Below are 23301 nucleotides of genomic sequence, written 5' to 3' on the forward strand. Positions count from 1 at the left end.
TCACTTTTTTTACTCGTACCTGTTTATCACATTCACCCGCATTCCTTCTTCGAGATCGTTGGTCGGGTGCACCACAACGACATCTCCCTCTTCAAGACCTTCGAGAACTTCAGCATAGTAAGCCCCCCGTCTTCCAATCGTTATCGCCTGCCGGACTGCTTTACCTCTTGAAACGGTAAAAACGTTCCATCCATGTTCACTCCTGAAAAGGCTACTTACCGGAACCTGCAGAATATCTTCCTCCTGCCACAAAATGATTTTAGCCTGTACACGGTAATTGTCCCCAAGCCTTGATTCGGGCTCTTGCAAATTCACTATGATGTTGACCCTTTTCTCCTCGATCCCCAGTGACGAAATTTTTGTAAAGGCAGCAGGCTCAACTGTCTTGACAAACCCATCGAGCGCATTGCGGCCGCCCCACTCCTCGACCAGCACACTCATCCCTGGCTCAACCCTGACAGCATCCGAAGAAAGCACATCGATGACCACCTCGATATCCTCAGGATCCCCTATCTCAACCAGCGGAGTTCCCGCGGAAACGACACGCTCACTCTTCTCAAAAACCCTCAATACCTTCCCGCTGTCCGGAGCAAGAACATCGATGGTATCACGACGTACCGATTTTCCAATCAAAGAGCGTGCAGCTTCAAGATCGTAACGGGCCGATTCAACATTCAACTGAGCAGCCCTGTGCTGTTTCTGCAGCATTTGCCAGGATGTTTTCACCTCCTCGAAGGTTTCTGCTGAAACAGCCCCTTTCCGGTAGAGATTCTTGTATCGATTGTACTTTCTTGCAGCCTGATCCAGGTCAACCTTGACTTCCCGTTCATGTGCACGAGCTGCTTCCAGTACAGCTTCAGCAGAACGGGCTCTGGCATCGGCTTCTTCGAATTCACGAGTATTAAGCGGAGGAGGGGTAACACGTACCACCATACCATTTTTTCGCAGAAAATCACCTTCATCAAGTGTGATACGCTCAATCCTGCCGGTGACCGGTGACGCAACGGTAAAACCGTTACGAACCCTCGTCATACCTTCACCATCGAGGGTTACGGTCAATTTTCCCTTTCGGATAGACTCTGCGTCGACCTGTAAAGGCGACGGTTTCATCACAAATGCCAGAATACCTGCGACAACAAGGATAGAAATCGCAGTTATACGCTGTGTCTTCGAAAACGTCATATTCTTCATGATTAAAGCAGTTGTTCAAAATCCCACGTAGAACGATGCCCTTACGTCAACAGCCTCACTTCGGTTTATGAGAAAATCATGCGGCTCCATGAAACGGTTGTTCGTGTTTACCCCCCTTTGAATAAAAAACCTATTCTCTTGTCTTCAAAACAGCTATCATGTCAAGTCGGTTCAATCTGAAATGCACCATAAGCCCTGATAAAATCGCCACTATCACGATTACGATCAATGCAAAAATAAAATTGAAACTGCTGAAAACCACAGGCATGCGATACAGCTCGGAACTCAATCCAAGAGCAAGCAGAACCGACAGCCCTATCCCTATGAGAAAACCAAGAGGAATCGCAACAATCGTCAGAATAGCCTGTTCTCCAAGCAGAATAATCGCGATTTCATGCCTGGTCAAACCAAGGACACGCAGACTCGAAAGTTCCCTTGCCCGTTCCGAAAGTGAAATCCTGGCACCGTTGTATACGACTGCAAAAGCGAGAATACTTGCAAAAGTTGTCAGAATCACCGTCGAGGCTGTCATGCTTTGGGCGATAAGCTCCTCAAAGCTTTCCTGCATCGCTTTGAGCATGGAGGTTCCGGCAACTTCAGGCATCTCCTTGAAATCTGCAAAAAGCTTCTCTTCCTCCGCCTCGTCTATTCTGAGGTATGCTGCATTCACCTTGTCTTCATCATGTGTAAGACGATCAAGATTCTCAATCCGAGTATATGCAGACAGTCCCAGCAGTTCATCGATGGTTCCTCCTACAGGAACACTTACAGTTCGTCGTTTCCCCTGGAGAAATTCTACAGTCAATGTATCACCGGGAGATACCCCGAGCACATTGGCGAGAGTCGTGGTCAGAAGCAGGCCGTTTTCCGGAAGCTGGAATTCACGATTATGAGCATCGACAAGACGTCTCAACCCATCGACATTTTCCAGTCCTGTAATCGACTGACGGCGTGAACGATGCTCATAAACAAGCCTGGCTGGTTCAACTCTATAGAATTCCTGTTCGAGAACTCCCTCGAGTGCAACAATATCATACTGCACAGAACTTGGCCTCGACTCATTGAAAATAACCGTGAGATCTTCCCGATGCTTTTCACTGAACTCAACCAACATGATATGATTGACTGCATCGTAACTGTAACGCCCCGCAATAAGTATTGCAACAGCGAAAGCGATCATAAGAACTGAAATAGCCGCCTTCAGTTTTCGTCTTTCCAGGTTTCTCACGACTATACGAATCGAAACAGGAATTTTTTTCTGAAACTGCTTTCGATCAAGAACCCCAGGCTTGTAAACAGCAGGTGTTTCAGGCCGCATTCCTTCGGCAGGAGGCAATGCAACAGCCTGTCTGACAGCACTGAGCGCTCCAACCAAAGCGGCACCGGCACTGAGCAGAACCGATAATGCAACATCCTCGAAACGAAAATAATAGATAAGTTCAGCAAAATTGTAAAAATCTTCATAAACATGGGTCAATCCCAACCCCAGCCAGGCACCAAGTGCAGTACCTGCTACAGCACCGATAAACACGGGAACCATGGCAAACCCAAGATAGTGCAGCCCCACCTCTTCGTTGGTATACCCCATGGCTTTCATTACAGCGATCTGATCCCTCTGCGTACTGACAAGCCTTTTCAATACAATATTGAGTAGAAAAACAGCGACCCCTAGAAAAATGGTCGGCAGTACGGTAATCTGCATCCCTACTTGCTTGATCTCATCGGAGATGAAACGGTCTGAAAGCTGCTCATCCCTTCCATATGCCCCAAGTGAGCCGAAGCGTCTAAACATATCGTCCAATCGCCGGATAACATCCTTTTCCGATGCTCCATGAGCAAGGGTGATTGAAAGGTCATTGAACGCTCCCGACATGTCAAGCGCGGATTCCAAAGCATCGCGACTCATCCAGAATACCCCGAAGCGCCGATTATCCGGGAAAAAAGCGCCGGGAGGCACCTCATAGATATATTCCGGAGAAAGACCTTTCCCGACAATGACCAACTCTTTCCAACGGCCATTGATAACCGCACCAACATGATCTCCTAGCCTCAGTCCATTTGCAGTCATGAAGGTTTCACTGGCAATGACTTCTTCTGGATGTCCAGGCTCGATATAACGCCCCTCTCTGAGGAAGACATCATTGAGAACCGGTCTCCGCCTATCAGGCATCGACACGAGTTTTCCACTCGCCGGTTCGTTCAGCCCCGGCACATCGAGCGTCACACTGGCTACAATGCGAGATCTGACCGCTGCAACTCCGCGAATTCTCCTCACACTTTCCAGCATAGCCTCGGGAGCTCGCTTTGCCTGCATGAAAATATCGGCAAAACGGTATTCGCTGTAATATTGTAACCTCGTCGCCTTTAAAGAGTACTCTACACTGCTCATGGAAACGAATACAGAAATGCCACATGCAACGACTGCAGCCACGGCAAACATCTGGCTCTTCATTCGAAGCAGCTCTCGCAACAGTTTCCGGTTCAGTTGCTTCATCTTCTTTTACCAGCTCAGTTCAGAAGGTGACAGTTTTTTCTCATTACGCTCTATCTCCGTTATTTCACCGCTGCGCATATGAACCACCCTGTCAGCCATGGAAGCGATCGAAACATTGTGTGTAATCACAAGTGTCGTTGTTCCCAGCTGTTCATTTACTTTCCGTATCACTTCCAGAACAAGCTTACCCGTTTCATAATCCAGAGCCCCTGTGGGTTCATCACAAAGCAACAGTTCGGGACGTTTTGCAACCGCACGAGCAATGGCTACCCGCTGCTGTTCACCTCCCGATAGCTGTGCCGGAAAATGATTCATCCGTTCTGAAAGATTCACGAGTCTCAGTGCCTCCTCAGCCGACATGGGATTGGAAGATATCTCGGTCACAAGCTGAACGTTTTCAAGTGCGGTGAGGCTTGAAATAAGATTGTAGAACTGAAAAACAAAGCCGATGGACTCTCTACGATAACCAGTCAAATCCTCTTCTGTTGCAGCAGTCAATTCTTTCCCGCGAAAAAAAAGATCTCCTTGCGAAGGCAAATCGAGTCCACCGATGATATTCAAAAGAGTAGACTTGCCGCTGCCTGAACTACCGAGAAGCACAACAAGTTCACCTTCGAAAAAGTCTACAGTGACATGTTTCAATGCCTCAACCTGAACTTCCCCCATCGTATAGACCTTGCTGACCGTGTCCAAATGAAGCACTGCATCACCCGAATAACTCCGGTTATACGCCATACTATGTAAATCGCTTTTCTTTCGTTACAAGCCCTATTCCATCGATTTTCATAATGTAATATACATCGAACACACAACTCAGGGTTTGTTCGTTTTGTCGAAAAATCGAATTCTTTCAGGCATCTTCTTCACAATAAATGACAAGCCTCTCTTGAAATCTCTCAATTCATACACCAAACGATAAACGAAGAAACAACTTACGTCATACTATTCTGACAGATGTTTTTACCCTTTTATAAAAGTCCTGTACATTGTAAAAAAAGAAAGGAAACAACAAGAGTTTTGAAGTATTCTATACCGTATATGGTTGAATAAAATGGGAATGTAATGCCGCATCAAACAAAGTATCTTTGATGCAAAAAAGCACTTCCCCATAGTCTTTTTCTGTATAACTGTTGGTATCGTCATCGTGTTCCGACTGTTTGCCGGTCTCCTTTCAGGAATCAGGCGAGCGATGAGAAAACCCAGCGAATTTCATGGAAAAAGACCCAGGGGATAAATGCATCGGATCAGCTTTCCTTCAGTAAACAAATATTTAACAAAAAAACTGTGGCCTTACCCCCGAAGCCATGAAAACGATTTTGCCCAAGGAGCTCAAACGCCCCAGAGTACTGCTTCAATCGGCACTCATTTTTCTGCCAATAATTGCTGTGACAGTCTGGATGAGCATCTACATCTACAAAAGCGACCTGTCACGCAATATGAATGAAGTACGAGATACTTCTGAAAAAAACATGCTCGATAAGGAACAATGCCTGGCAGAGATGATTGAAGACACTATCCAGGACCTGCATTTCATCGCTTCACTACCCGAAGTTCCCAATGTTCTTGAAAATTCCCATGGAACAGCTGCCGAAAGATTAAAAAAAACCCTGACGTCTCTCAGCAATGCCAAAACCAATTATGATCAACTTCGCTTTCTTGACAACAGCGGAAAAGAAGTAATCCGCGTCAATTATGATCCCATAAAAAGAGCCTATGCTGTCAAGGAATCACAACTCCAGGAAAAAAAACATCGATATTATTTCAAGGCGATACAAACGTTGGAAGAAAACGATGTATACATATCCCCTTTCGACCTGAATATCGAACACAAGAACATCGAACGGCCACATAAACCAACACTCCGCTTTGCCAGATCAGCTTTTGATTCAAATGGTAATAAATGCGGTTCCGCGATCATCAACCTTCTTGGTAAACCGCTTGTCGAATCCCTCGGTTTTCATCTATCCACCCGACACAACAAGCTGATGCTATTGAACGGTGAAGGCTTTTTTTTGGCTGGAGCTCCGGACGACAACAATTGGGGCTTCATGTTCCCGGAAACAGAAAAGGCAGTCACTTTCGCAACGCACTATCCCGATGAATGGATACGAATCATCGGTACCGAAAACGGCCAAATTCACACTCAAAGAGGGCTTTTCTCATTCAAGAAAATCCATCCCTTCCCGGAAAACGCTTTCATCGATTCGGGTATTTCCCATTGGTATATGGTTTCCTTTATCCCTGAAAACAAACTAAAAACCGTACTACCGGCAAAACTCGACTATGTAACGCTTCCGCTCTTCACCGGCTTGATTCTTTTTGCCGGAACGTTACTACTGACAATAAGGATAGAACGCAGCCGCCAGTCGCACAAAAATCTCGAAAAACTTGCAGCAGAAATACATGCCTTCTATGATCACTCTCCCACCTTGATCACAATCTGTTCAGCTGATGGCAAATACCTCATGGTCAACAACGCAACGGCAGAATTTCTCAAGATGCAGAAAGAAGAAATTATCGGAAAAAACTTTTCAGACTTCCTGCCCCCAAAACTTGTGAGGATATTTTTGAAAAGAATCGAAAAGGTCATTGCAACAAATGCCCCAATCATGGTAAGGGACAACATCCAGATCAACAATCATGAACGATTTTTTCACAGTGTCATCTTCCCTATACCTTCTGAAAACAAATCCCCATCGATGCTTGGTGTATCAAGCATCGATATCACGAATCAGGTTCGTTACCAAAATGTTCTCAAAGAAAACGAAGCACGTTTTCGCTCTCTTTTCGAAGGATCGCCTGACGCTATTTTTCTTGCCGATGCATCCAGCGGCATCATTACGAAAGCAAACAAGAAAGCGTCACTATTGACCGGACTGACAAAAGAAAAACTGATCGGAAGGCACATAACCGCCCTGCTTCCGGAACACCAGCAGAAAATCATCTCTGAATCCTTCTCCGAACGTGAAAACGAATCCTGGAAATTCAGAACAAGCATACCGATTGAATCCGCTGTGCTGCATAAAGACGGTCATACAATCCCGGTTGAAGTCATCAGTCACAAAATGAAGCTCGACGAACGTAATGTCATATACAGTATTTTCCGCGATATCACCATCCGAAAAAAGACAGAATCTGAACTACTGGAAAAAACCGTTATGCTGGAAACCGTCTCTGGATCGGTTCCGGCCTATATCTTCATGAAAGATAGAGAACTCCATTACACGTTCATCAACCGTTATGCACTCGAGCAACACAACATCTTTCCCCCTGAACAGACGATAGGAAAAACCGACTATGATATTTTTCCTCAAGGAACAGCAAACACCTACCGTTTTAATGATACAACTGTTCTGGAAACCAAACGGCCGATCATCAATATGGAGGAAGAGATGATTTTACCGGATGGAACTTGTATTCCGGTCCTCACCAGCAAATTCCCGCTATTCAACAAGCAGGGTGAAACCGAGGGCATCATAGGTATTTCAATAGATCTTTCCGAACAAAAAAAAGCCGAGGAACAACAAAGAAAGCTCGAGCATCAGCTTCACAACAGTCATAAACTCGAAACTCTCGGAACACTTTCAGGAGGTATTGCCCATGACTTCAACAACATATTGACTCCGATCATCGGATTTACCGAAATCGCAATCCATAATCTACCCCCGGAAAGTGACGCTGTTCAAGATCTTCAAGCTGTTCTGAAAGCCGCAAAGCAGGCAAAAAAACTTGTCCAGCAAATTCTTACCTTCAGCAGACAGGAACCAAAAAACCTCCTGCCGCAGAAACTACAACCCCTCATCATAGAATCACTTGATTTCCTGACACATTCCATCCCAAGTAACGTCAAGATAGAAAAACTGATAGAAGACTTTGACGATACGATCATGTGCGATGCATCACAGATCCAGCAAATCATCATGAATCTTTGTACAAATGCATGGCAGGCAATGGAAAAAGAACCCAGAATACTTACCGTTGCCCTCAAGAAAACAAACATTGAAAAATTCATGGCTGCCAGCCACAAAAATCTCAGTGAGAATCGGCAATACGCAATAATTACGGTCAACGATACTGGAAGAGGTATGACAAAAGACGAAATTGACAAAATGTTCGACCCGTTCTACACAACAAAAGAAGTAGGGAAAGGAACAGGACTGGGGCTTTCAGTTGTTTATGGAATCACTCAGGGACATAATGGAGAGATAACTGTCGAAAGTCAAAAAGGGAAAGGAACATCGATTTCGGTTTTTCTGCCATTGATGCCGCAAGAGCGAAAAATCGATAACAACGATGTCGATTCGAATCATCGATAATGAATTCGAAAAAACCAAGCTGATCAACATGATTCTTGAAAAACAGATATCGAGGCAACAACAGAAAAATCCATCTCTCCTCTCCTGCCTCGAAAAAAGGAAAAGAAATCTTCTCGGCGATCACGGGTATAACGTCAGGTGAACAGATAGGCAATTCACCTCCTCTTTTCCATGGAACGAACTGACGGAGTGATAACGTTATCAAGAAAACGGCATCCCCTTTACTCAAAATAATAGCGCTATGGACTTCGATGCTCTCTATACATGGTTCATGGGACTTGGCGCCGACTACGGTGTCAATCCGTTTATATTTGGAGCGATATATGTCGGCGCAATACCTTTTTTCACGCTTTCGCTCGCGTGGCTCGTCAAAAACTTGAAGCAAAAAAAACCGGCTGTGCTGCCAGCACTCCTTACCGGATTCTTTTTTATTTCAGCTTATCTCTACCTCATCATTGCAGGTAGAAACGTACCAGTATGGGTTTATCTTTTTATTGTCCTTCTCGTCGGTTTGGGAGCGTGGTCAACGATAAGAAAAATCAGCAAACAGATTTCACAAACAGGAGGGAGCAGATGAATTTCGATTACGACGTCATCGTTATCGGTGGAGGTGCAGCAGGTTTGACCGCTGCTGGAGTTTCAGCTTCGTTAGGTGCGAAAACCGCCATGATCGAAGAGAAAAAACTGGGGGGGGACTGCACCTGGTATGGCTGCATTCCGAGTAAGACGCTTCTTAAATCTGCAAAAGTAGCTCAAACCGTTCGCCAAGCGGGGAAGTATGGTATCACAACCGACAACCTGACTATCGACTTCGAAGCGGTCATGAAACGGGTCCATACAGTACAGCAAAACGTTTATCATGAAGCCGATTCGCCTGATATTTATGAAAAAATGGGCATTACGGTTGTAGAAGGCCAGGGAAGTTTTTCGAATGAACATACGATCATCATAACAAAAGACGGTATGAGCCCTCAGGCTCTACGTGCTAAAAACATAGTGATCGCTACAGGAAGCAGACCGGTTATCCCCCCTATTGAAGGCCTTGAAACGGTTCCCTTCTTGACAAACGAAACCATTTTTTCACAAAAAAAACAGCCGAAAAAACTTCTGGTCATAGGTGCCGGGCCAATTGGGACAGAGATGGGTCAGGCATTTGCAAGGCTCGGTTCCGATGTCACTATTTTTGATTTCAACGACAGAATTCTCCCCAAAGACCATCCCGGACTAACGGCAATTCTTCAAGATATGTTGACCGGTGAAGGTATTACCTTCAAACTGAATACCACAGTTAAAAAAGTAGAGCAAAAGAATGGCGGCATTCTAGTGACTGCAGAGGATAAAAAAGACGGAAGCTCCTTTACTGTTGATGGAGATGCGCTTCTTGTCGCATCCGGAAGGCAGGCGAATATCGAAACACTGAACCTGGAAGTAGCCGGGGTGGATACACATAAACGTGGTATCGTCGTCAACGAAAGTTGCCAAACATCCCGCCATCATATCTATGCCTGTGGAGACGTTGCCGGAGGCCTGCAGTTCACCCATATGGCCGAACACATGGCTAAAGTCGCTGCAAGTAAAATGCTGACCCACCTTCCGATGCGAACAGACGACCGGCACGTTCCCTGGTGTACCTATACGGAGCCTGAAATGGCGCATGTCGGTGAAACAGAAGAGACACTGCAAAATAAACACGTCGGTTATGAACTGTATCGATTTCCTTTCAGTAAAATTGACAGAGCTATCACTGAAAGCGAAACGGAAGGGTGGATTAGGGTTTATGCAGCTGGTTTCGACGGTAAAATTTTCGGGGTCGACATTCTGGGAGTTCATGCCGGCGATTTGATTAGCGAGTTTGCACTCGCAATGCGCAATGGAATCACCCTTCGACAGATATCCGACACCATTCACCCTTACCCGTCCTACGCACTTGGAAACAGAAGAGCCGCCGATCAGTGGTACGTTCGCAAACAGTCCGGTGCGCTTGTCGGCCTACTACAGTTCTTTTTCGGCTACCAGGGAAAACTGCCGGATACAAGTGACCCGGAAAGAATCGTTTAAACATAAAGAGCGTTTCCATATAGCCCCGATTATTGTTTTTTTATACTCTGACACGGCAAACAACAATCGGGAGTAACGCTATGGAACCATCTTTTTTCGCCTTGTTCATCATTACATTCATGACCGGCATTGCCGGGGGCATCCTGATCGGGAAAAAAATCGAACCCACCACTGAAAACTGCTATGAAACACCAGTTCGAATAGGCCAGTCGAACATAATCGGTCGAGGTGCTTTTGCAAATCGCAACATAGAGAACGGAGAGATCCTGGAGCACTGCCCGGTCATCGAACTCGATGAGAAAGACATCGGAGGAGAGCTGCTGAACTATGTTTTTTACGGAGAAAACGAGAAAACAAGATTGGTCGCTATGGGTAACGGAATGCTTTTCAACCACTCATCTTTCCCGAATGTCGCTTACTATCGTGATGAAACACCTCTCGGCCCTGAACTCATCATCTACGCTCTGCGCGATATACGAAAAGGCGAAGAACTTTTCTACAACTACGGCAGTGATTGGTGGGAAACACGTAACATGAACGAAATCTCCTGAAAGAACGAGTCATTCCATTTCCTCAACGACAACCCCCATGTTGAATATGAGCACCATGTTGCCGTCGTGCGCAAATTTTATCTTGTTCCCGTATTCGGTAGGCTCGATATCGATCCTTCCCTCATAGATTTTGACCGGTTCTCCCGATGCCGAGTACACAGTCACTTTCCGCTCCAAACCAACCCATTTTGACTGAAAGTCCTTGACACCCCGCTGAAATTTCTGCGAACAGCCGCCAAGGAGGAATATGGTCAGCAAACAGACAACAGCCGTGGTTTTTCTTCCCATGATCTTCATTATAAGCGCTGCTTCAGTATTTTTTTCATACTCTCGTCACTCAGTTCAACAGGATTGCTTTTGCAACGCGTGCACGAAACAATACCATCAATATCTTTCTCTTGAAAACCGAACGCCCCAAGTTTCGGAAAATTCAATTCATTTTCCCAATCATCCAGTTTTTTCAACAGTGCATGGCAGCTTTCATCATCATCCATTGAAAAATCGGCGCAGAGCACTCTCCCTACCTGAGCGTACTTTACAAGAAACCGACCGGTATCGCCCCCCCTTTCACGAAGCTGAACCATATTTTCCATGGTTGCCGCACCAAGCAGTGTCGCACAAAGCACACCATGAGGTATGTCAATGTGACCGCCAATCGAAGATGCAAATCCATGAACAATACCCAGTCCGGCATTGACGAGAGCGATTCCCGACATCAATGCAGCATAGGCCATTTTGGACCGAGCTTCAATATCCCTTGTTTCTGCCTGGCTGACCTGGATAAATGATTCCGAAAAATATTCGAGTCCGCTGAGAGCAACCGCATCGACATAAGGTGATCCAAAAGGTGATACAAAAGCTTCAATCAGCTGTGTCAATGCATCCATGCCGGAAGAAACGGTCAGCCAGCATGGCATGTCGAGCATGAGCACGGGATCGATAAGAACAGCTTCGGGAATAAAAGCAGGATGACGGAGAGAACGTTTGTAACCATTTCGGCCAACTTTGCTGATAACGGCATTGTTTGTTGCTTCGCTACCGGTACCTGAAGTTGTCGGAACGGCAATAAACGGCACTTTCGAACCATCATGAACTCTGTAACCGGGTAATCCCTCGATGTACAGTTCTACAGGTTCTTTTTTCAGAAGCATTGCCGATATTGCCTTTCCAGCATCGATCACACTTCCGCCACCTATCGCTACGACAACATCGATACCTGTATTTCCATACTCCGTAACGGCTTGATCGATAATTTCAGGTGAAGGCTCTCCGGAAACAGTATACTGGCGGAACAAAAAGGAATCCGAGCACAAACGCTCGAGTAATAGAGAAAAACCCTCCGACTGCCGGAAAGACTTCGCACCGGTTACAAGGAGAACCTTTTTTCCAAATTCGCCGATCAGAACCGGAAGTTGAAACAGCTTCCCTTCACCGAAAAAAACACGAGGCTGACGAAACAAGCCAAAATCAAGCAGAGTCACTATATTCAGAGTCTACACCTTTCACCAGGACCGGTAGCATTAAAACAATCCCTGCAATAAGCGAAACTGCACCGAAAGGAGCAACAGTTTTTACCGCTGTCATGCCTATTCCGGCAAGATATGCCGAACCTGAATGCAGCAAACCTCCGATCAGAAGCCAGGATGCTATATTCGAGACAAGTGGCATACGTGCACCGAATCGATAAATCAGGTAACCAAACAAGATATTGATCAACGCTTCCAAACTACCGTGTAAATGCGCTCCTGCAAGCATTTTTCGAACAGGACTATCCATCCAAAGTGGGTCCTGTCCCTGCAACATCTTCATCAAAAACATTCCAAGCCCGAGCGTCAGAACAAAATAGGCCGTTCCGACAACAATGTTTTTCTTTCCTGCAACGTTCATCATCTCTCCTTGGCCGTTTACGGTGTTCACATTTGTTTTTCACTCCATACAATCTTGCCGGCAGGATCGATATACGCTTCAGTGCCTTTGAAAGTAACCTTTGCGAGACCCTTGTGAAAACTCTCTGCACGACTGAAACGTGGTTCGATAACCATCACGCCCGAAGTGTCGACGTATCCCCATTTCGTTGTTTTTCTAACAGGTGCCAGCCCACAACAGAACGGTTTGACTTCCCTGTATTCCAAAGGAACGATCTCTTTACCGCTTTTATCGATGAAGCCCCACTTGGCGCCCATCGCAACACGGGCATATCCACCGGAAAAGTTTTCAGCGGTGTCATAACGACAGTTTACAATACTGGTGCCTGTTGTATCGATAAAGCCCCACTTCCCTCCTGATTTAACTCTGGCGCGGCTTTCGATAAAACTCCATGCGTCATCGTATCGGGGTTTTATAACCATTGCGCCGGTCGTGTCGATAAAGCCCCACTTGGTACCGACCTTGACTTTCGCCCGGGTCCCCCAAAAGCTGTCAGCCTCCTCGTATACAGGGGGTACAACAAACCTGTTGGCTTTGTCAATATATCCCCATTTGCCATCTTTCCTGACCAAACCCAGACCATGGGCAAAAAAATAACCCAGCTCGTATTCCGGTTCGATCACCATGCGCCCCGTTGTATCTATGGCACCGTATTTACCGTCAATCATCACGAAAGCCAACCCTTCGGAAAAATGATAACCGAAATCATATGCCTGGGTTCCTATCCGTGCACCACTTTTTTCAATGTAGACCTGTTTACCATTGACGTGAACCCTTGCGAATCCTTTTTTGAAAGGTGTTATCTTCAGGTATTCCGGTTCGATGACATAGCTGCCAGTCGAGTCTATATAACCCCACTTTCCGTCGACTCTTACCGGAGCGAGACCATCTCGAAAAACATAAGCGATGTCATAATATGGCTCTATCACCATCTCTCCGTCAGGATCGATGTAACCGAACTTTCCCCCTTCATAAGCCACATACAGAGATTCAGGAGGAACAGCACGTGCTTCAGTCATCCTCTCCCCTCCCATGTTTCCACCATCCGGGGCACATCCCCCAACCATAAACAACAAACCCGCTGACATTACCCAGCGATACAGACGATCAATGCCCTTTACCTTCTCTTCGGCCAACACCGCACCCCCCTTTTCTTATCATTGTCGCTCCACACTCGGAGCATTTCATTGAACGGCAAGGAACACCTGGATTGTGTTCTGCCTCGTATCCGCATTTCGGACACACACACAACTCCTTTTCCGTACCACTGGTTTCTTCACTCTTCATAAAAACACCTCCTTCAAATATGATTGACTTCCCGTACACAAAAGCTTCGGCAACCTTTTTATGCGCAGACTCGAGAATGCGTCCAAACGTCTGACGGGACACATGCATTTTTTCTGCAGCCTCTGCCTGATAAAGCCTCTCGAGATCCGCCAACCTGATTGCCTCGAGCTCATCGACGGTAACGATAACTTCTTCGAGCCGGCTTCTAGGGGTATTTTGTGGCTTGAAGCACCGAACTCTCGGTACATCCTCCACTCTTCGACAACTTTTCGGCCGCCCTGCCCCTTGGCGTCTCAACATTGCAACCATAACAGGTTTTTTCTCCTTTGAACTTTCGATGACACTTCGAATCAAACGAGGAAATATAACAACAACCGGCTGTTTTGAGAACATGCCGGTTGTAACGCATACTCTCGCTGAACCTCAATCCTCTACACAAATTTCCGCTTTTGAAATCGCATTGGCTGTCACAACGATCAGTATCAGAATAACCAAAGCCAAAACCGCGAGTTCGAACAATACAAGATTCTTGTAAAATACACTATGCGTCATATGAAACATGACCACTGTCGCAAGCGTCTTTGCTGCAAGTGGAAAGGAATATGCCCACCATGAAAGAAAGAAATTGATTTTCGCGAGAATCTGAACCTTGAAAAGAATCAGAATGAACATGAAGAGTGAAAAGTAGTACAATACCCTTGAAAATCCGTCGAGTCCCGCATCATGTCCGGCAAGTCCGGCAAGCTTTATATAGGCTATAAAAGCGATAGCAGGTGGAGCGAACAAAATGAATAACGTGGGCAACAATCTGTCAGGAATCGGTGGATGGAAAATCATTCTATACATCACGATAGTAAACAATGCGATCCAAAAAACCAGCCCAACAGAGAAAAAGAACCATGATATCTCGACAAAACCATGCGGAACACCGGCAATAGGAACGATAAGTGAACCAACTATGGGGATGAACCATCCTGGAGTCATATGCTCAATCTTGAAGTGGGTATGCCTGATCCAAATGGAAATAATAACGATTGAAGCGATAAACTGCAGGATCGCTCCCGTAATCCAGAGGTAGTAGGATACCTGCATGTCACGATCGAGATACGCAACGCTCAGCACAAGGAATATTTTCGCAACCAGAGGAAAAAAGTTGATTTTTACCGGATGATTGAACTCCTTACCGAGAGTATCGGGATGCCGCACCAACTTGGCCGCATAAATCAGCCCCACCAGCACAAAAAGGGCGATTGTTATATACACCAGTATCGTTGCCGGTGTTTCGAGAACAGGAAGAATTCCGTCTCCACCGTGTCCTCCTACTTTTTGAACTGCAAGAGAAAAACCCGCCATGCCGAGTACGATAGCAAAAAACGTTATATGGAAATTTTGCAACCGAAGGCTTTTCTCCTCTGTAGCCGTCACTGCATTGTTGCTCATATCGTCACTATTGATTTATAAGGTTGAAGAATATTACTCATCGACTACACTAGTCACTACTTCAAATTCCGGAGCTTCCTGAATGTGCTTTTTCACCGCACAGAGATTTGCCGCCTTTACCAGAGCATCGTGATATTTCCGGGGAAAAACTTCCGGAACCTGAATTTCCAAAGAGATTTTCCCGATACCTTTGCCGTCCTCCTTTTTATGTTGCTTCTGCACAATTCGAATGTCATCCGTAGGTATGTTTCTCTGCTCACAGAATGAATAAACATAAATGCCGGCACATGTTCCTATCGAAGCGAGAAACAGCATGAACGGTTCTGGCGCCGTTCCTTCTCCTCCATTTCTCTCGGACTGATCGGTTTCAATCGTAAAGCCACGATATGCAGCGTTCACTTTTTTGCCGCCACCGGAAGTGATAATCATGGTGTTATGCATAACTCTTGTTTCTTTTATCCTGGTTAGTGTTACTTATCTCCACCTCATATATTCCCGTATGAATATGCACTATTTTAATTGAAAAACAAGAACGCATGATACACCTTGCCAGGGGAGATGTACGACAAAGATAATTATAAGCATATGCCCGTTATATCGCAACAGGAAAAGCCAAAATCACAAAAAAAGCGATTAGAGTACCGTTTAATCGGTATGCTTGCGTCTCATGCAATAATAGCAGCCGTCGTATGCCGGATTTTCTCTAACCGCCAGCTCATATAGGGGGTAGAAAGCCTTGTTGGATTCATTCATTTTCGTCAACTGCCGGCAATCAGGAAAGTGCAATTCTTTTGTACGAATATTGGCAATGTAGGTAAAGACAGGTCCACCCCTCTCTTCGGTTATCTTTATCATGGCAAGAACACTCATTGCAACGGCAATCGCAGTCAACTCTTTTATGCTGTTCCAATCAGGAGTATAACCGTTTTTAAACCGCTGATAACGATCCTCATACGCCTTGAAAGCATGTAAAGCGTTCCAGGTAACCAGACGATCGATTCTCCAGTTCTTTGCAGGAACCCGTTGCCAGTCTTCGTGTTCAAGTTTCGTAGGAGGAGAAACATCTTCACGGTTCCATGCATCGACCATACGTAAAACATCACTCTTGAAAGCAGTATCCGCCAAAATTTCATCAATAGCACCATTCAGGTCTCTCTCGTACTCTGTATGCCAGTTACCCATATACCCTGCAGTATGATGAGGTACGGTTGCATCCTGAATGGCATGGAGGACATTGCTGAATGCATCAAAGCTTCCGGAACGAATTGCATAGCCGTACCAATAATGAGCGAGATTATCGACAGGCATAAACACACTGCAAGGAATACCTTTGCCCGACTCACCCATACAGTCGGCCAATGGAAATCTTGCTTTCAGTTCACTCTTGACGTTTCGATAAATCCCCTTATCTTCAGGAAACGAGTACCGATCTAGAGATGGAGAACAGTTTCTATACCATTTGTGACATGAAGCATGAACATATTCATCGTTGAGCCACCAGTTCAACCCCTCATCGATTTTCATTCCACTGATACGTGAAAGGATTTCCCCAAAAAACGTTTCGACATCCTCGATCTCAATAGCATCGCTTGCATCCTGAAACTCCTCGGAGCTTGCCGATCCTCTTTTATAGCTATACCCGTCGTAGTCATCGAAACGTCCGGGCCCTTTTTTTATATCGATGAAATGATTGAATGCCGTAAGATTTTTTCCACCTTCTGAATAATGCCCTTCGTCACTGTCTTCGAGTAAATCAGTACTATGAGGATTATCCCGGCCGAGATCGACATCAACAAACTCGAGGTCACGCATTGTATCGGTTGCCGCAGATCCCGACACTATACGATTGATGAGAGGGTCACTCCCTATAGTCCTCTCTTTTATGCCGTTGAAAATTTCATGAAACAGCTCTACAGCCTTTTTTGTCGATGCTCGATGGCTACCGCCCCACATAAGCAAACCTCCGTCAGTAAACTTTTATTGAGAATTGTCCAATCGTTATAATCCCAGAAATCAACAAAGAGACATAAAAAAAACAGCACCCGCTCCCCACACCAACGCTTCGGTGAGTTCGCTCGAAGCACCGAGAACATCACCAGTGACACCTTCAATTTTTTTAAGACTGAGAAAACCGCTGAAAGCGACACTCACCGATGCGGCAAGTAGCGCAAAGCCAAAAGGCAAAAAAATACCGTTGAAGAGAACAAAGAGAATGATGAAAGAAATGGATACGGATGAAACCAGGTGCAGTGGACCGGCGCCGTCAACGAAGCCGGAGGCTGTTCCACCTTCATTGCGAGCATATGGAAGCGATGAAGCAAGTAATACCTGCGAAAGACGAGCCAGTACAACTCCGGATACAATCCAATCGTATAGACCAAGAGAAATAAGTTTGACAAGAACAACCCATTTGAAAATGAAAAGAAGGACAAGCGAGAGAGCACCGAACGAACCAACTGCAGGATCTTTCATAATGCGCAAACGCCTCTCTACATTTCCCCCTCCGAAAAAGCCGTCGGCGACATCGGCAAAACCGTCGACATGAATCCCTCTTGTCAACAAAACACCTGCAAGCAGAACTACTGCCGCAGCAAACTCACTCCAACCGGCAGCCATCGAAAGATAACCTGCGCCAGCCTGGATAAGCCCCAGTAAAAGGCCGACAACGGGAAACCAGTGGAGAGCAGAACAGAAACGAACTGCCTCTTTTCCCGGTATTGGCAGCACTGTCAGTGTACGTAAAGCCGTTACGAGACCTCTCAAAATATCTTCATTGATTTTTGTAGAAACAACAAGACAGCAGTGACAAACGACTCGGGAGTCTCTTCCTGAGGAAGGTGACCGCAGTCGGGAATGACCTCGAGTTTCGCGCCGGGAATCTCGCCGGCCAACCTGAGACTTTCCTCTGTCTTCACGGTCAGATCATGCTCTCCGGTTATCACCAAAGCGGGAACCTCGAGGCTCCCGAGTTTCTTTTCAAGACCGAGATGATGCGTTTCAAGAAAAAGTTCCCAGAAAGCTCTCGACCAGTTCCCGACCATAAGATCCTTTTTGTAAGCGATCAGCGTTTCTTCACTCAACAAAGCCTTGTTATGCCAGAAACCACGAATATTTCTGTCATACAACCTTGCTATCAGAAACTTCATAATCCTTGAGAATACAGGGCTCATTCCGGTGAGCAGCGGTTTCAGGAAAGTCGGCACTTCACTGGTGGCATATCCACTATACACCATTGCCCCAGCAAGCACAAGCCCTTCTACGTGACCGGGATACCGCAAGGCAACAAGCAGTGCCAGCGTCCCTCCGGTTGAATTACCGACAAGAATTGCCTTTTTGTGACCAACCTCTTCAATGAGCCGCACAACCAGATCACTTTGGGCTTCAGGTGAGTAACGAACATTGTTTTCCGGAGAAGGGACCGGACGTGATGTCAATCCGAAAGCAGGCCGATCAAAAACAAGCACTGTCGCCTTCTCCGAAAGAGGGACGACAACATCACGCCATGAACGAATACTGAGAAAACTTCCATGAAGGAGAACAATCAAAGGGTCTCCTTTTCCGAAAATCTTGTAATGGACCCTGAAGCCGCCGGATTCGAAAAAGCGGCTGTCGGCATCAGCGTATTTTTTCTGGAGTTGCAAAAATGCATTCATGAGAGTTGATAGCAGACCCTATTGGTGTTCTGAAACGTTAGCTGCGCTAAAGGTAGCCATTTCACCGTATATCTTTATAGCCCCTTCGATAACCTGCATGGCAAGCACCGCTCCGGTTCCTTCTCCAAGCCGAAGATCAAGATCGAGAATAGGTCTGGCCCCGAGTTTTTTCATTATGATTTTGTGCCCCTGTTCATTGGACAAGTGGCTGAAGAAAAGATAATCGTTCACCTGACACGAAAGCTTCATCGCCGCAACGGCACCGGCCGACGAAATAAACCCGTCGACAACAACAGGTATCCCGACCGATGCCGCTCCGAGAATAAGACCACAGATACCGGCGATCTCGAATCCGCCAAGAGATGCAAGTGTTTCAAGAGGGGTTGAAAGTGATCCACGGTTGGTTTCAATAGCACGTTTTATCACCGAAATCTTATGCTGGAGCATCGTGTCGTCAATTCCGGTACCACGACCGGTGATGGATTCGACAGGGAGATCGAGCAGCACTGCGAACAGAGCTGTCGCGGATGTGGTATTGGCTATACCCATTTCTCCTGTTGCGAGCAGATGACACCCATCCGCAAAAGCCTCTTTTGCAAGCTCAACGCCAACCATGACCGCTTTCAGAGTCTCATCGACAGTCATTGCAGCTCCCTCTGCCATATTTGCCGAGGCTTTTCGAACCTTGTGCCTTCTCAAGAAAGGATGGTCAGGAAAATCATGATCCACACCGATGTCAACCACGTCGAGTTCAGCCCCTGCATGGCGAGCGAGGACATTGATCGCCGCTCCTCCGTTCAGCATGTTATATACCATCTGCGGAGTCACTTCAGCAGGAAAAGCAGAAACTCCTTCCGCTGCCACTCCATGATCCGCCGCAAAACAAAAAACTTTCTTCTTTTTCAGCACCGGACTATCGGAACCTGTTGCAAGGGCATACTTCATCGCAACCTCCTCCAGACGTCCAAGACTCCCCTTTGGCTTCGTAAGATCATCGAGATGAGCCTGAACGTCATTCCTCAATGAATTATCAACCGGCTCGATACTGCCGAGAACACTTTGTAACTGATCGCACATATAACCCACTGTTCGTTTTTGTAATAAGATAAAAATGAATAGCGACTGCCTCATGTATATTTATGTCGGGACTTCATAGAGCAGCACCGTGGCCCTCCATTCCCTACTACCTCCTCCCCATCACCTGTTTCCTAAACCCCATTACCCAGGAACCCTACTTCAACCTCACCGGCAAACCACTACAAAGCAGCCATGCCTCGGTCGATACAGCCGCCACTTTCTGATTGATGGTACCCGCTATATCACGGAACTTCCTTGACATGGCATTTTCCGGCACAATCCCCATACCCGTTTCATTGGATACGAGAATAACATTACAGGGAGGATTTTGCAAGACGGCAAGCAAACGATCGATATGTTCCGTTATTCTTTCATCCGACTCGAGCTTATACAATAGATTTCCTGCCCATACGGTCAAACAGTCTATGATCACCACATCGATCGATCGAGGTATAGCGCTCAAGGCTATATCTATATCAATGGGCTCTTCAAGGGTTTCAAACTCCTCCCCTCTTTCTTCGCGATGTTTATCGATGCGCGCAGCCATCTCGTCATCAAAAGGTTCGGCAGTAGCGAGAAACGCTTTTTTGGCATATCGTTCTGCGCATTGAAGAGCAAATGAACTTTTACCGCTTCTCGCCCCGCCCGTAAGAAAAACAACATCAGCCATATCGAAACGAATTTTATATCACAATGAAAAAAACTTCTCACTCATACTCTCTTTGATACAACCACCCCCTGAACAAAAAGAGAATAGCATAACAGCTTGGACTGAACAAACTCCACAACAGTCATCGCCCCGAAATGAGACCTTTTCTCAAAACGAAACAACAACAGACTCAAAACGAAACAGTCTTACGCAAATAACAGCTCAACAAATCCCAACCCACGCACACAAAATTCACAACATCAGCCAGAAACAGCAAATCGAAAAAAAACACAAAGCTTTTAAAAAAAAATATCATAAAGCCGGAAATTCACACGCTCTTCATATAAACCATATGTCTACCCCACCCATACGCAGAAAGACGGCACAGTATTTGCACACATAATACATCGAAAAGCAGTAAATGATTTTACCATTTAAATGTGTGAACAATTAAAAAACAAAAAAACAGGGAGGATCTCTTGAAACATAGCTCGAAAAAGACATTTATAATTGTCGCTCTCGCGGCGTTACTGCTTACCTCTTTCGGTAAAGTCAGCCATGCCACTGTATCAGGAACAACGGCAACGGGAAACACAAGCATTTCGATCACATTACCCAACATTATCATACTGCACTACCTGTCCGATGTCTCTCTTTCTTTCAACACGGATATTTCGACAGGTGTCGATGAAGGCGCTGGCTCCTGGAACACCTCATGGAGTGGAACGACAAGCAACGGCTCCGGTGAGCTTGCAGGAAGCGGCCTATCAGATGCCCCGACGTATGAGCTTGACGGTAACTCGACAATCAATGTAACCCTACCAAAAGTCTGGGCGGTCCGTGGAATTTCCAGCAATGGCACCGCAACGGTTTCCATCGCGCAGGGAAACACCTCGCTTGCAAACACTCAATCCGATTCGATAGAGCTCTCGAACCTGACGGTCTCGACTGAAGGTGCTGGCCCTGGTGCTTCGATAACCGCAGATCTTGACGGTCTATCGAAACAAAATGCAACTATCGGTAACGTCGGTCTAACCATGGATCTGGCTTCAGCAAATACTTCAGGTCAATATGTCGCTGCAGGTGCGGAATACACCATTACAGCTACAGCCATTTAATATTTTACCTCTGTCAATCAATTCATGGTAATCATGACCCCAGTTTTTTTCAAGAGGTTCTTTTCGGAGAACCTCTTGTCGTTATTCCCGGCAGCCGTAATTTTGAGCGTTTTTTTTCTCTTCCCAAAACAATCCTTTTGTGACGGTCATCACACGAGAATCACGTTCAAAAGAAGCATCGTCTTCGATGCAATGAAACCAAAAAACATCTTCCCAAACAATCAAGCGGCGCAAATTGCCAATGAAGGTGTTTTTTCATCAGATATACGCTGGGATGGAACAGTGACAGAAGCTGGACTCATAACCGGCAACCTTCAGAAGGTATACAGAAGATTAACATTCAGACGCTGGACGAACGAGTCGCAATCAAACCAGGAGTGGCTTTGGCAACTGATCTATTATGATGATGACGACGACTATTGGTGGCACACACCCACGTTCAACGTCTCGATTGTTGATCAATATGGCAATAGCGGAAAGATGAGCCACGTTTCGGATCCGGGTTCATGGATAAAAATCAGTGTCAATGATAAAAAAGTCAACAGGGTCTCCGGCTATTATGACGATGACGATGATGATGATGACATCAGAATTTACCGGGGAACTGTTCGCCTGAAGTTCGACATTTCTCATGCCAGACGCTCAGGAACATACAGAGGCACCATTTTCACCACATTAAGTTATATATAATGATGTACAGGTTATTCTTTTTCTCTTCACTGATTTTTTTCAAAATACTTATTCCCCCGTTCCTCTATGCAGAAGATCTGCCGCAGGGACAGATCGGATTGTCACCGAGCATTTTTGAAAACATACAACTCGGAACCAAACCGGTCAACGAAACAATCCGTTTTTTCAATTTCAGGGAAGAGCCTGTAACCGTACAGGTCAGTGTTCACAACTGGACGATCGATGCAAACAACAAACTCGAACTATTACCTCCAAGCAAGCAGTCGCTTGATCAGTGGATAACAATAAACCCCTTACACTTCACAGTTCCTGCGAAACAGAGCAGACCTGTTCGGTTTTCGATCCGGCCCAGAGTAAAGCCAGATCCGGGTGAGCATCGCGCAATCATTTATTTTTCAGAAGCCCCTTCGACAAAGGATACCACTGCACAAAAAACCATAAAAACCCGATTTCGCGTCGGGGTCGGAATCTATGCAACGTCGAAACCGGTGGAAAAAAAAGCAGTTCTGCACTCGTTTCGTTACAATAAGCACGCCCTTTCCGCAGATATCGAAAACACCGGCAACACCCATGTCAGATTGAAAGGCCAATTCATTGTGTGGAACGAAAACAATCTCCCTCAAGAAAGCGATTTTGACAATCTGTTCTCGAAAAGCAAGGAAAAAACAAAGCCAGAAGGCTTTGCCGGAAGAGGCATTCTCAACAGCTTCCCTGTTCTTCCGGGCACAAGACGAACAGTTGAAACTCCTTTACCTCAACCGGAAAAAAGCGGAACGTACATCGTTGCCGTAAAAGACACTCTCGCCGGCACTCCCCGCACACACCTTTTCAAGCTGGCGAAATAGTCTCGG

Annotated in this window: 23 protein-coding genes; 8 read left to right on the forward strand and 15 right to left on the reverse strand. The window is 46.0% G+C overall.

Annotated elements, in window-relative coordinates; translation table 11 throughout:
- Nucleotides 1–9: 9 nt before the first annotated feature.
- The 3 genes from QZ209_RS01205 to QZ209_RS01215 form a co-directional block, all read right to left on the reverse strand.
- Nucleotides 10–1191 (reverse strand): efflux RND transporter periplasmic adaptor subunit, encoded by a 1182-nt coding sequence (locus QZ209_RS01205; RefSeq protein ID WP_366515729.1) that lies wholly within the window; start codon nucleotides 1189–1191, stop codon nucleotides 10–12.
- Nucleotides 1192–1321: 130 nt separating this feature from the next.
- Nucleotides 1322–3685: an ABC transporter permease gene (locus QZ209_RS01210; protein ID WP_294343739.1), complete on the reverse strand. Its 2364-nt coding sequence runs from the start codon at nucleotides 3683–3685 to the stop codon at nucleotides 1322–1324.
- 6 nt (nucleotides 3686–3691) lie between these two features.
- Entirely contained in the window at nucleotides 3692–4420 is a 729-nt protein-coding gene (locus QZ209_RS01215) for an ABC transporter ATP-binding protein (protein WP_294343741.1), read from the reverse strand.
- 569 nt (nucleotides 4421–4989) lie between these two features.
- Here QZ209_RS01215 and QZ209_RS01220 point away from each other — a divergent pair.
- From QZ209_RS01220 to QZ209_RS01240, 5 genes are all read left to right on the forward strand, one after another.
- Nucleotides 4990–8001, forward strand: a complete 3012-nt coding sequence (locus QZ209_RS01220; RefSeq protein WP_294343743.1) for a PAS domain S-box protein — start codon at nucleotides 4990–4992, stop codon at nucleotides 7999–8001.
- On the forward strand, nucleotides 7979–8143 hold the full coding sequence (locus QZ209_RS01225; protein WP_294343744.1) for a hypothetical protein: 165 nt from the start codon (nucleotides 7979–7981) through the stop codon (nucleotides 8141–8143). The genes QZ209_RS01220 and QZ209_RS01225 overlap by 23 nt, the downstream gene beginning before the upstream one ends.
- A 99-nt stretch (nucleotides 8144–8242) precedes the next feature.
- On the forward strand, nucleotides 8243–8578 hold the full coding sequence (locus QZ209_RS01230) for a hypothetical protein (RefSeq protein WP_294343747.1): 336 nt from the start codon (nucleotides 8243–8245) through the stop codon (nucleotides 8576–8578).
- Nucleotides 8575–10059, forward strand: coding sequence for a dihydrolipoyl dehydrogenase (gene lpdA / locus QZ209_RS01235; protein WP_294343748.1), 1485 nt, complete (start codon nucleotides 8575–8577; stop codon nucleotides 10057–10059). Before QZ209_RS01230 ends, lpdA begins: the two co-directional genes overlap by 4 nt.
- An 80-nt stretch (nucleotides 10060–10139) precedes the next feature.
- Nucleotides 10140–10610 carry an SET domain-containing protein-lysine N-methyltransferase gene (locus QZ209_RS01240; protein WP_294343750.1) on the forward strand — a complete coding sequence of 157 codons (471 nt, stop codon included), beginning with the start codon at nucleotides 10140–10142 and terminating at the stop codon, nucleotides 10608–10610.
- Nucleotides 10611–10619: 9 nt separating this feature from the next.
- Here QZ209_RS01240 and QZ209_RS01245 read toward each other — a convergent pair whose 3' ends face one another.
- From QZ209_RS01245 to cobU, 12 genes are all read right to left on the reverse strand, one after another.
- Nucleotides 10620–10907: a hypothetical protein gene (locus tag QZ209_RS01245; RefSeq protein WP_294343753.1), complete on the reverse strand. Its 288-nt coding sequence runs from the start codon at nucleotides 10905–10907 to the stop codon at nucleotides 10620–10622.
- Entirely contained in the window at nucleotides 10907–12091 is a 1185-nt protein-coding gene (locus tag QZ209_RS01250) for an iron-containing alcohol dehydrogenase (protein ID WP_294343755.1), read from the reverse strand. Before QZ209_RS01250 ends, QZ209_RS01245 begins: the two co-directional genes overlap by 1 nt.
- Complete coding sequence (locus tag QZ209_RS01255) at nucleotides 12078–12527, reverse strand: hypothetical protein (protein WP_294343757.1); 450 nt, start codon at nucleotides 12525–12527, stop codon at nucleotides 12078–12080. The genes QZ209_RS01250 and QZ209_RS01255 overlap by 14 nt, the downstream gene beginning before the upstream one ends.
- Complete coding sequence (locus QZ209_RS01260) at nucleotides 12524–13672, reverse strand: WG repeat-containing protein (RefSeq protein ID WP_294343760.1); 1149 nt, start codon at nucleotides 13670–13672, stop codon at nucleotides 12524–12526. The genes QZ209_RS01255 and QZ209_RS01260 overlap by 4 nt, the downstream gene beginning before the upstream one ends.
- Nucleotides 13644–14132 carry a DUF134 domain-containing protein gene (locus QZ209_RS01265; RefSeq protein WP_294343762.1) on the reverse strand — a complete coding sequence of 163 codons (489 nt, stop codon included), beginning with the start codon at nucleotides 14130–14132 and terminating at the stop codon, nucleotides 13644–13646. The genes QZ209_RS01260 and QZ209_RS01265 overlap by 29 nt, the downstream gene beginning before the upstream one ends.
- A 114-nt stretch (nucleotides 14133–14246) precedes the next feature.
- Nucleotides 14247–15263 (reverse strand): SLAC1 anion channel family protein, encoded by a 1017-nt coding sequence (locus tag QZ209_RS01270; protein ID WP_294343766.1) that lies wholly within the window; start codon nucleotides 15261–15263, stop codon nucleotides 14247–14249.
- Between the two features lie 33 nt (nucleotides 15264–15296).
- Nucleotides 15297–15704, reverse strand: coding sequence for an OsmC family protein (locus tag QZ209_RS01275; RefSeq protein WP_294343769.1), 408 nt, complete (start codon nucleotides 15702–15704; stop codon nucleotides 15297–15299).
- Between the two features lie 204 nt (nucleotides 15705–15908).
- Nucleotides 15909–17216 (reverse strand): hypothetical protein, encoded by a 1308-nt coding sequence (locus tag QZ209_RS01280; RefSeq protein ID WP_294343772.1) that lies wholly within the window; start codon nucleotides 17214–17216, stop codon nucleotides 15909–15911.
- Between the two features lie 60 nt (nucleotides 17217–17276).
- Nucleotides 17277–18029 carry an adenosylcobinamide-GDP ribazoletransferase gene (locus tag QZ209_RS01285; RefSeq protein ID WP_294344134.1) on the reverse strand — a complete coding sequence of 251 codons (753 nt, stop codon included), beginning with the start codon at nucleotides 18027–18029 and terminating at the stop codon, nucleotides 17277–17279.
- Nucleotides 18023–18916 carry an alpha/beta hydrolase gene (locus QZ209_RS01290; protein ID WP_294343775.1) on the reverse strand — a complete coding sequence of 298 codons (894 nt, stop codon included), beginning with the start codon at nucleotides 18914–18916 and terminating at the stop codon, nucleotides 18023–18025. Before QZ209_RS01290 ends, QZ209_RS01285 begins: the two co-directional genes overlap by 7 nt.
- An 18-nt stretch (nucleotides 18917–18934) precedes the next feature.
- Complete coding sequence (gene cobT, locus QZ209_RS01295) at nucleotides 18935–19993, reverse strand: nicotinate-nucleotide--dimethylbenzimidazole phosphoribosyltransferase (protein ID WP_294343778.1); 1059 nt, start codon at nucleotides 19991–19993, stop codon at nucleotides 18935–18937.
- A 154-nt stretch (nucleotides 19994–20147) separates the two neighbouring features.
- Nucleotides 20148–20663: a bifunctional adenosylcobinamide kinase/adenosylcobinamide-phosphate guanylyltransferase gene (gene cobU, locus QZ209_RS01300; RefSeq protein ID WP_294343780.1), complete on the reverse strand. Its 516-nt coding sequence runs from the start codon at nucleotides 20661–20663 to the stop codon at nucleotides 20148–20150.
- Between the two features lie 458 nt (nucleotides 20664–21121).
- Here cobU and QZ209_RS01305 point away from each other — a divergent pair, with 458 nt between their 5' ends.
- The 3 genes from QZ209_RS01305 to QZ209_RS01315 all read left to right on the forward strand — a co-directional run bounded on the left by QZ209_RS01305 (nucleotide 21122) and on the right by QZ209_RS01315 (nucleotide 23295).
- Nucleotides 21122–21760, forward strand: coding sequence for a hypothetical protein (locus QZ209_RS01305; RefSeq protein WP_294343782.1), 639 nt, complete (start codon nucleotides 21122–21124; stop codon nucleotides 21758–21760).
- Nucleotides 21761–21952: 192 nt separating this feature from the next.
- Complete coding sequence (locus QZ209_RS01310) at nucleotides 21953–22450, forward strand: hypothetical protein (protein ID WP_294343784.1); 498 nt, start codon at nucleotides 21953–21955, stop codon at nucleotides 22448–22450.
- Nucleotides 22450–23295, forward strand: a complete 846-nt coding sequence (locus QZ209_RS01315) for a hypothetical protein (protein WP_294343785.1) — start codon at nucleotides 22450–22452, stop codon at nucleotides 23293–23295. The genes QZ209_RS01310 and QZ209_RS01315 overlap by 1 nt, the downstream gene beginning before the upstream one ends.
- Nucleotides 23296–23301 lie beyond the last annotated feature (6 nt).

It is taken from the genome of Prosthecochloris sp., assembly GCA_015482705.2.
GTDB lineage: Bacteria > Bacteroidota > Chlorobiia > Chlorobiales > Chlorobiaceae > Prosthecochloris.

Bases quoted from the DNA above. Each gene is read 5' to 3' on its own strand.
- QZ209_RS01265 (WP_294343762.1), bottom strand. From the start codon at position 14,132: ATGGTTGCAATGTTGAGACGCCAAGGGGCAGGGCGGCCGAAAAGTTGT.
- QZ209_RS01275 (WP_294343769.1), bottom strand. From the start codon at position 15,704: ATGCATAACACCATGATTATCACTTCCGGTGGCGGCAAAAAAGTGAAC.
- lpdA (WP_294343748.1), top strand. From the start codon at position 8,575: ATGAATTTCGATTACGACGTCATCGTTATCGGTGGAGGTGCAGCAGGT.
- QZ209_RS01225 (WP_294343744.1), top strand. From the start codon at position 7,979: ATGTCGATTCGAATCATCGATAATGAATTCGAAAAAACCAAGCTGATC.
- QZ209_RS01270 (WP_294343766.1), bottom strand. From the start codon at position 15,263: ATGAGCAACAATGCAGTGACGGCTACAGAGGAGAAAAGCCTTCGGTTG.
- QZ209_RS01215 (WP_294343741.1), bottom strand. From the start codon at position 4,420: ATGGCGTATAACCGGAGTTATTCGGGTGATGCAGTGCTTCATTTGGAC.
- QZ209_RS01280 (WP_294343772.1), bottom strand. From the start codon at position 17,216: ATGTGGGGCGGTAGCCATCGAGCATCGACAAAAAAGGCTGTAGAGCTG.
- QZ209_RS01310 (WP_294343784.1), top strand. From the start codon at position 21,953: ATGAAACCAAAAAACATCTTCCCAAACAATCAAGCGGCGCAAATTGCC.
- cobU (WP_294343780.1), bottom strand. From the start codon at position 20,663: ATGGCTGATGTTGTTTTTCTTACGGGCGGGGCGAGAAGCGGTAAAAGT.
- QZ209_RS01245 (WP_294343753.1), bottom strand. From the start codon at position 10,907: ATGAAGATCATGGGAAGAAAAACCACGGCTGTTGTCTGTTTGCTGACC.
- QZ209_RS01315 (WP_294343785.1), top strand. From the start codon at position 22,450: ATGATGTACAGGTTATTCTTTTTCTCTTCACTGATTTTTTTCAAAATA.
- QZ209_RS01240 (WP_294343750.1), top strand. From the start codon at position 10,140: ATGGAACCATCTTTTTTCGCCTTGTTCATCATTACATTCATGACCGGC.
- cobT (WP_294343778.1), bottom strand. From the start codon at position 19,993: ATGTGCGATCAGTTACAAAGTGTTCTCGGCAGTATCGAGCCGGTTGAT.
- QZ209_RS01230 (WP_294343747.1), top strand. From the start codon at position 8,243: ATGGACTTCGATGCTCTCTATACATGGTTCATGGGACTTGGCGCCGAC.
- QZ209_RS01220 (WP_294343743.1), top strand. From the start codon at position 4,990: ATGAAAACGATTTTGCCCAAGGAGCTCAAACGCCCCAGAGTACTGCTT.
- QZ209_RS01210 (WP_294343739.1), bottom strand. From the start codon at position 3,685: ATGAAGCAACTGAACCGGAAACTGTTGCGAGAGCTGCTTCGAATGAAG.
- QZ209_RS01205 (WP_366515729.1), bottom strand. From the start codon at position 1,191: ATGAAGAATATGACGTTTTCGAAGACACAGCGTATAACTGCGATTTCT.
- QZ209_RS01290 (WP_294343775.1), bottom strand. From the start codon at position 18,916: ATGAATGCATTTTTGCAACTCCAGAAAAAATACGCTGATGCCGACAGC.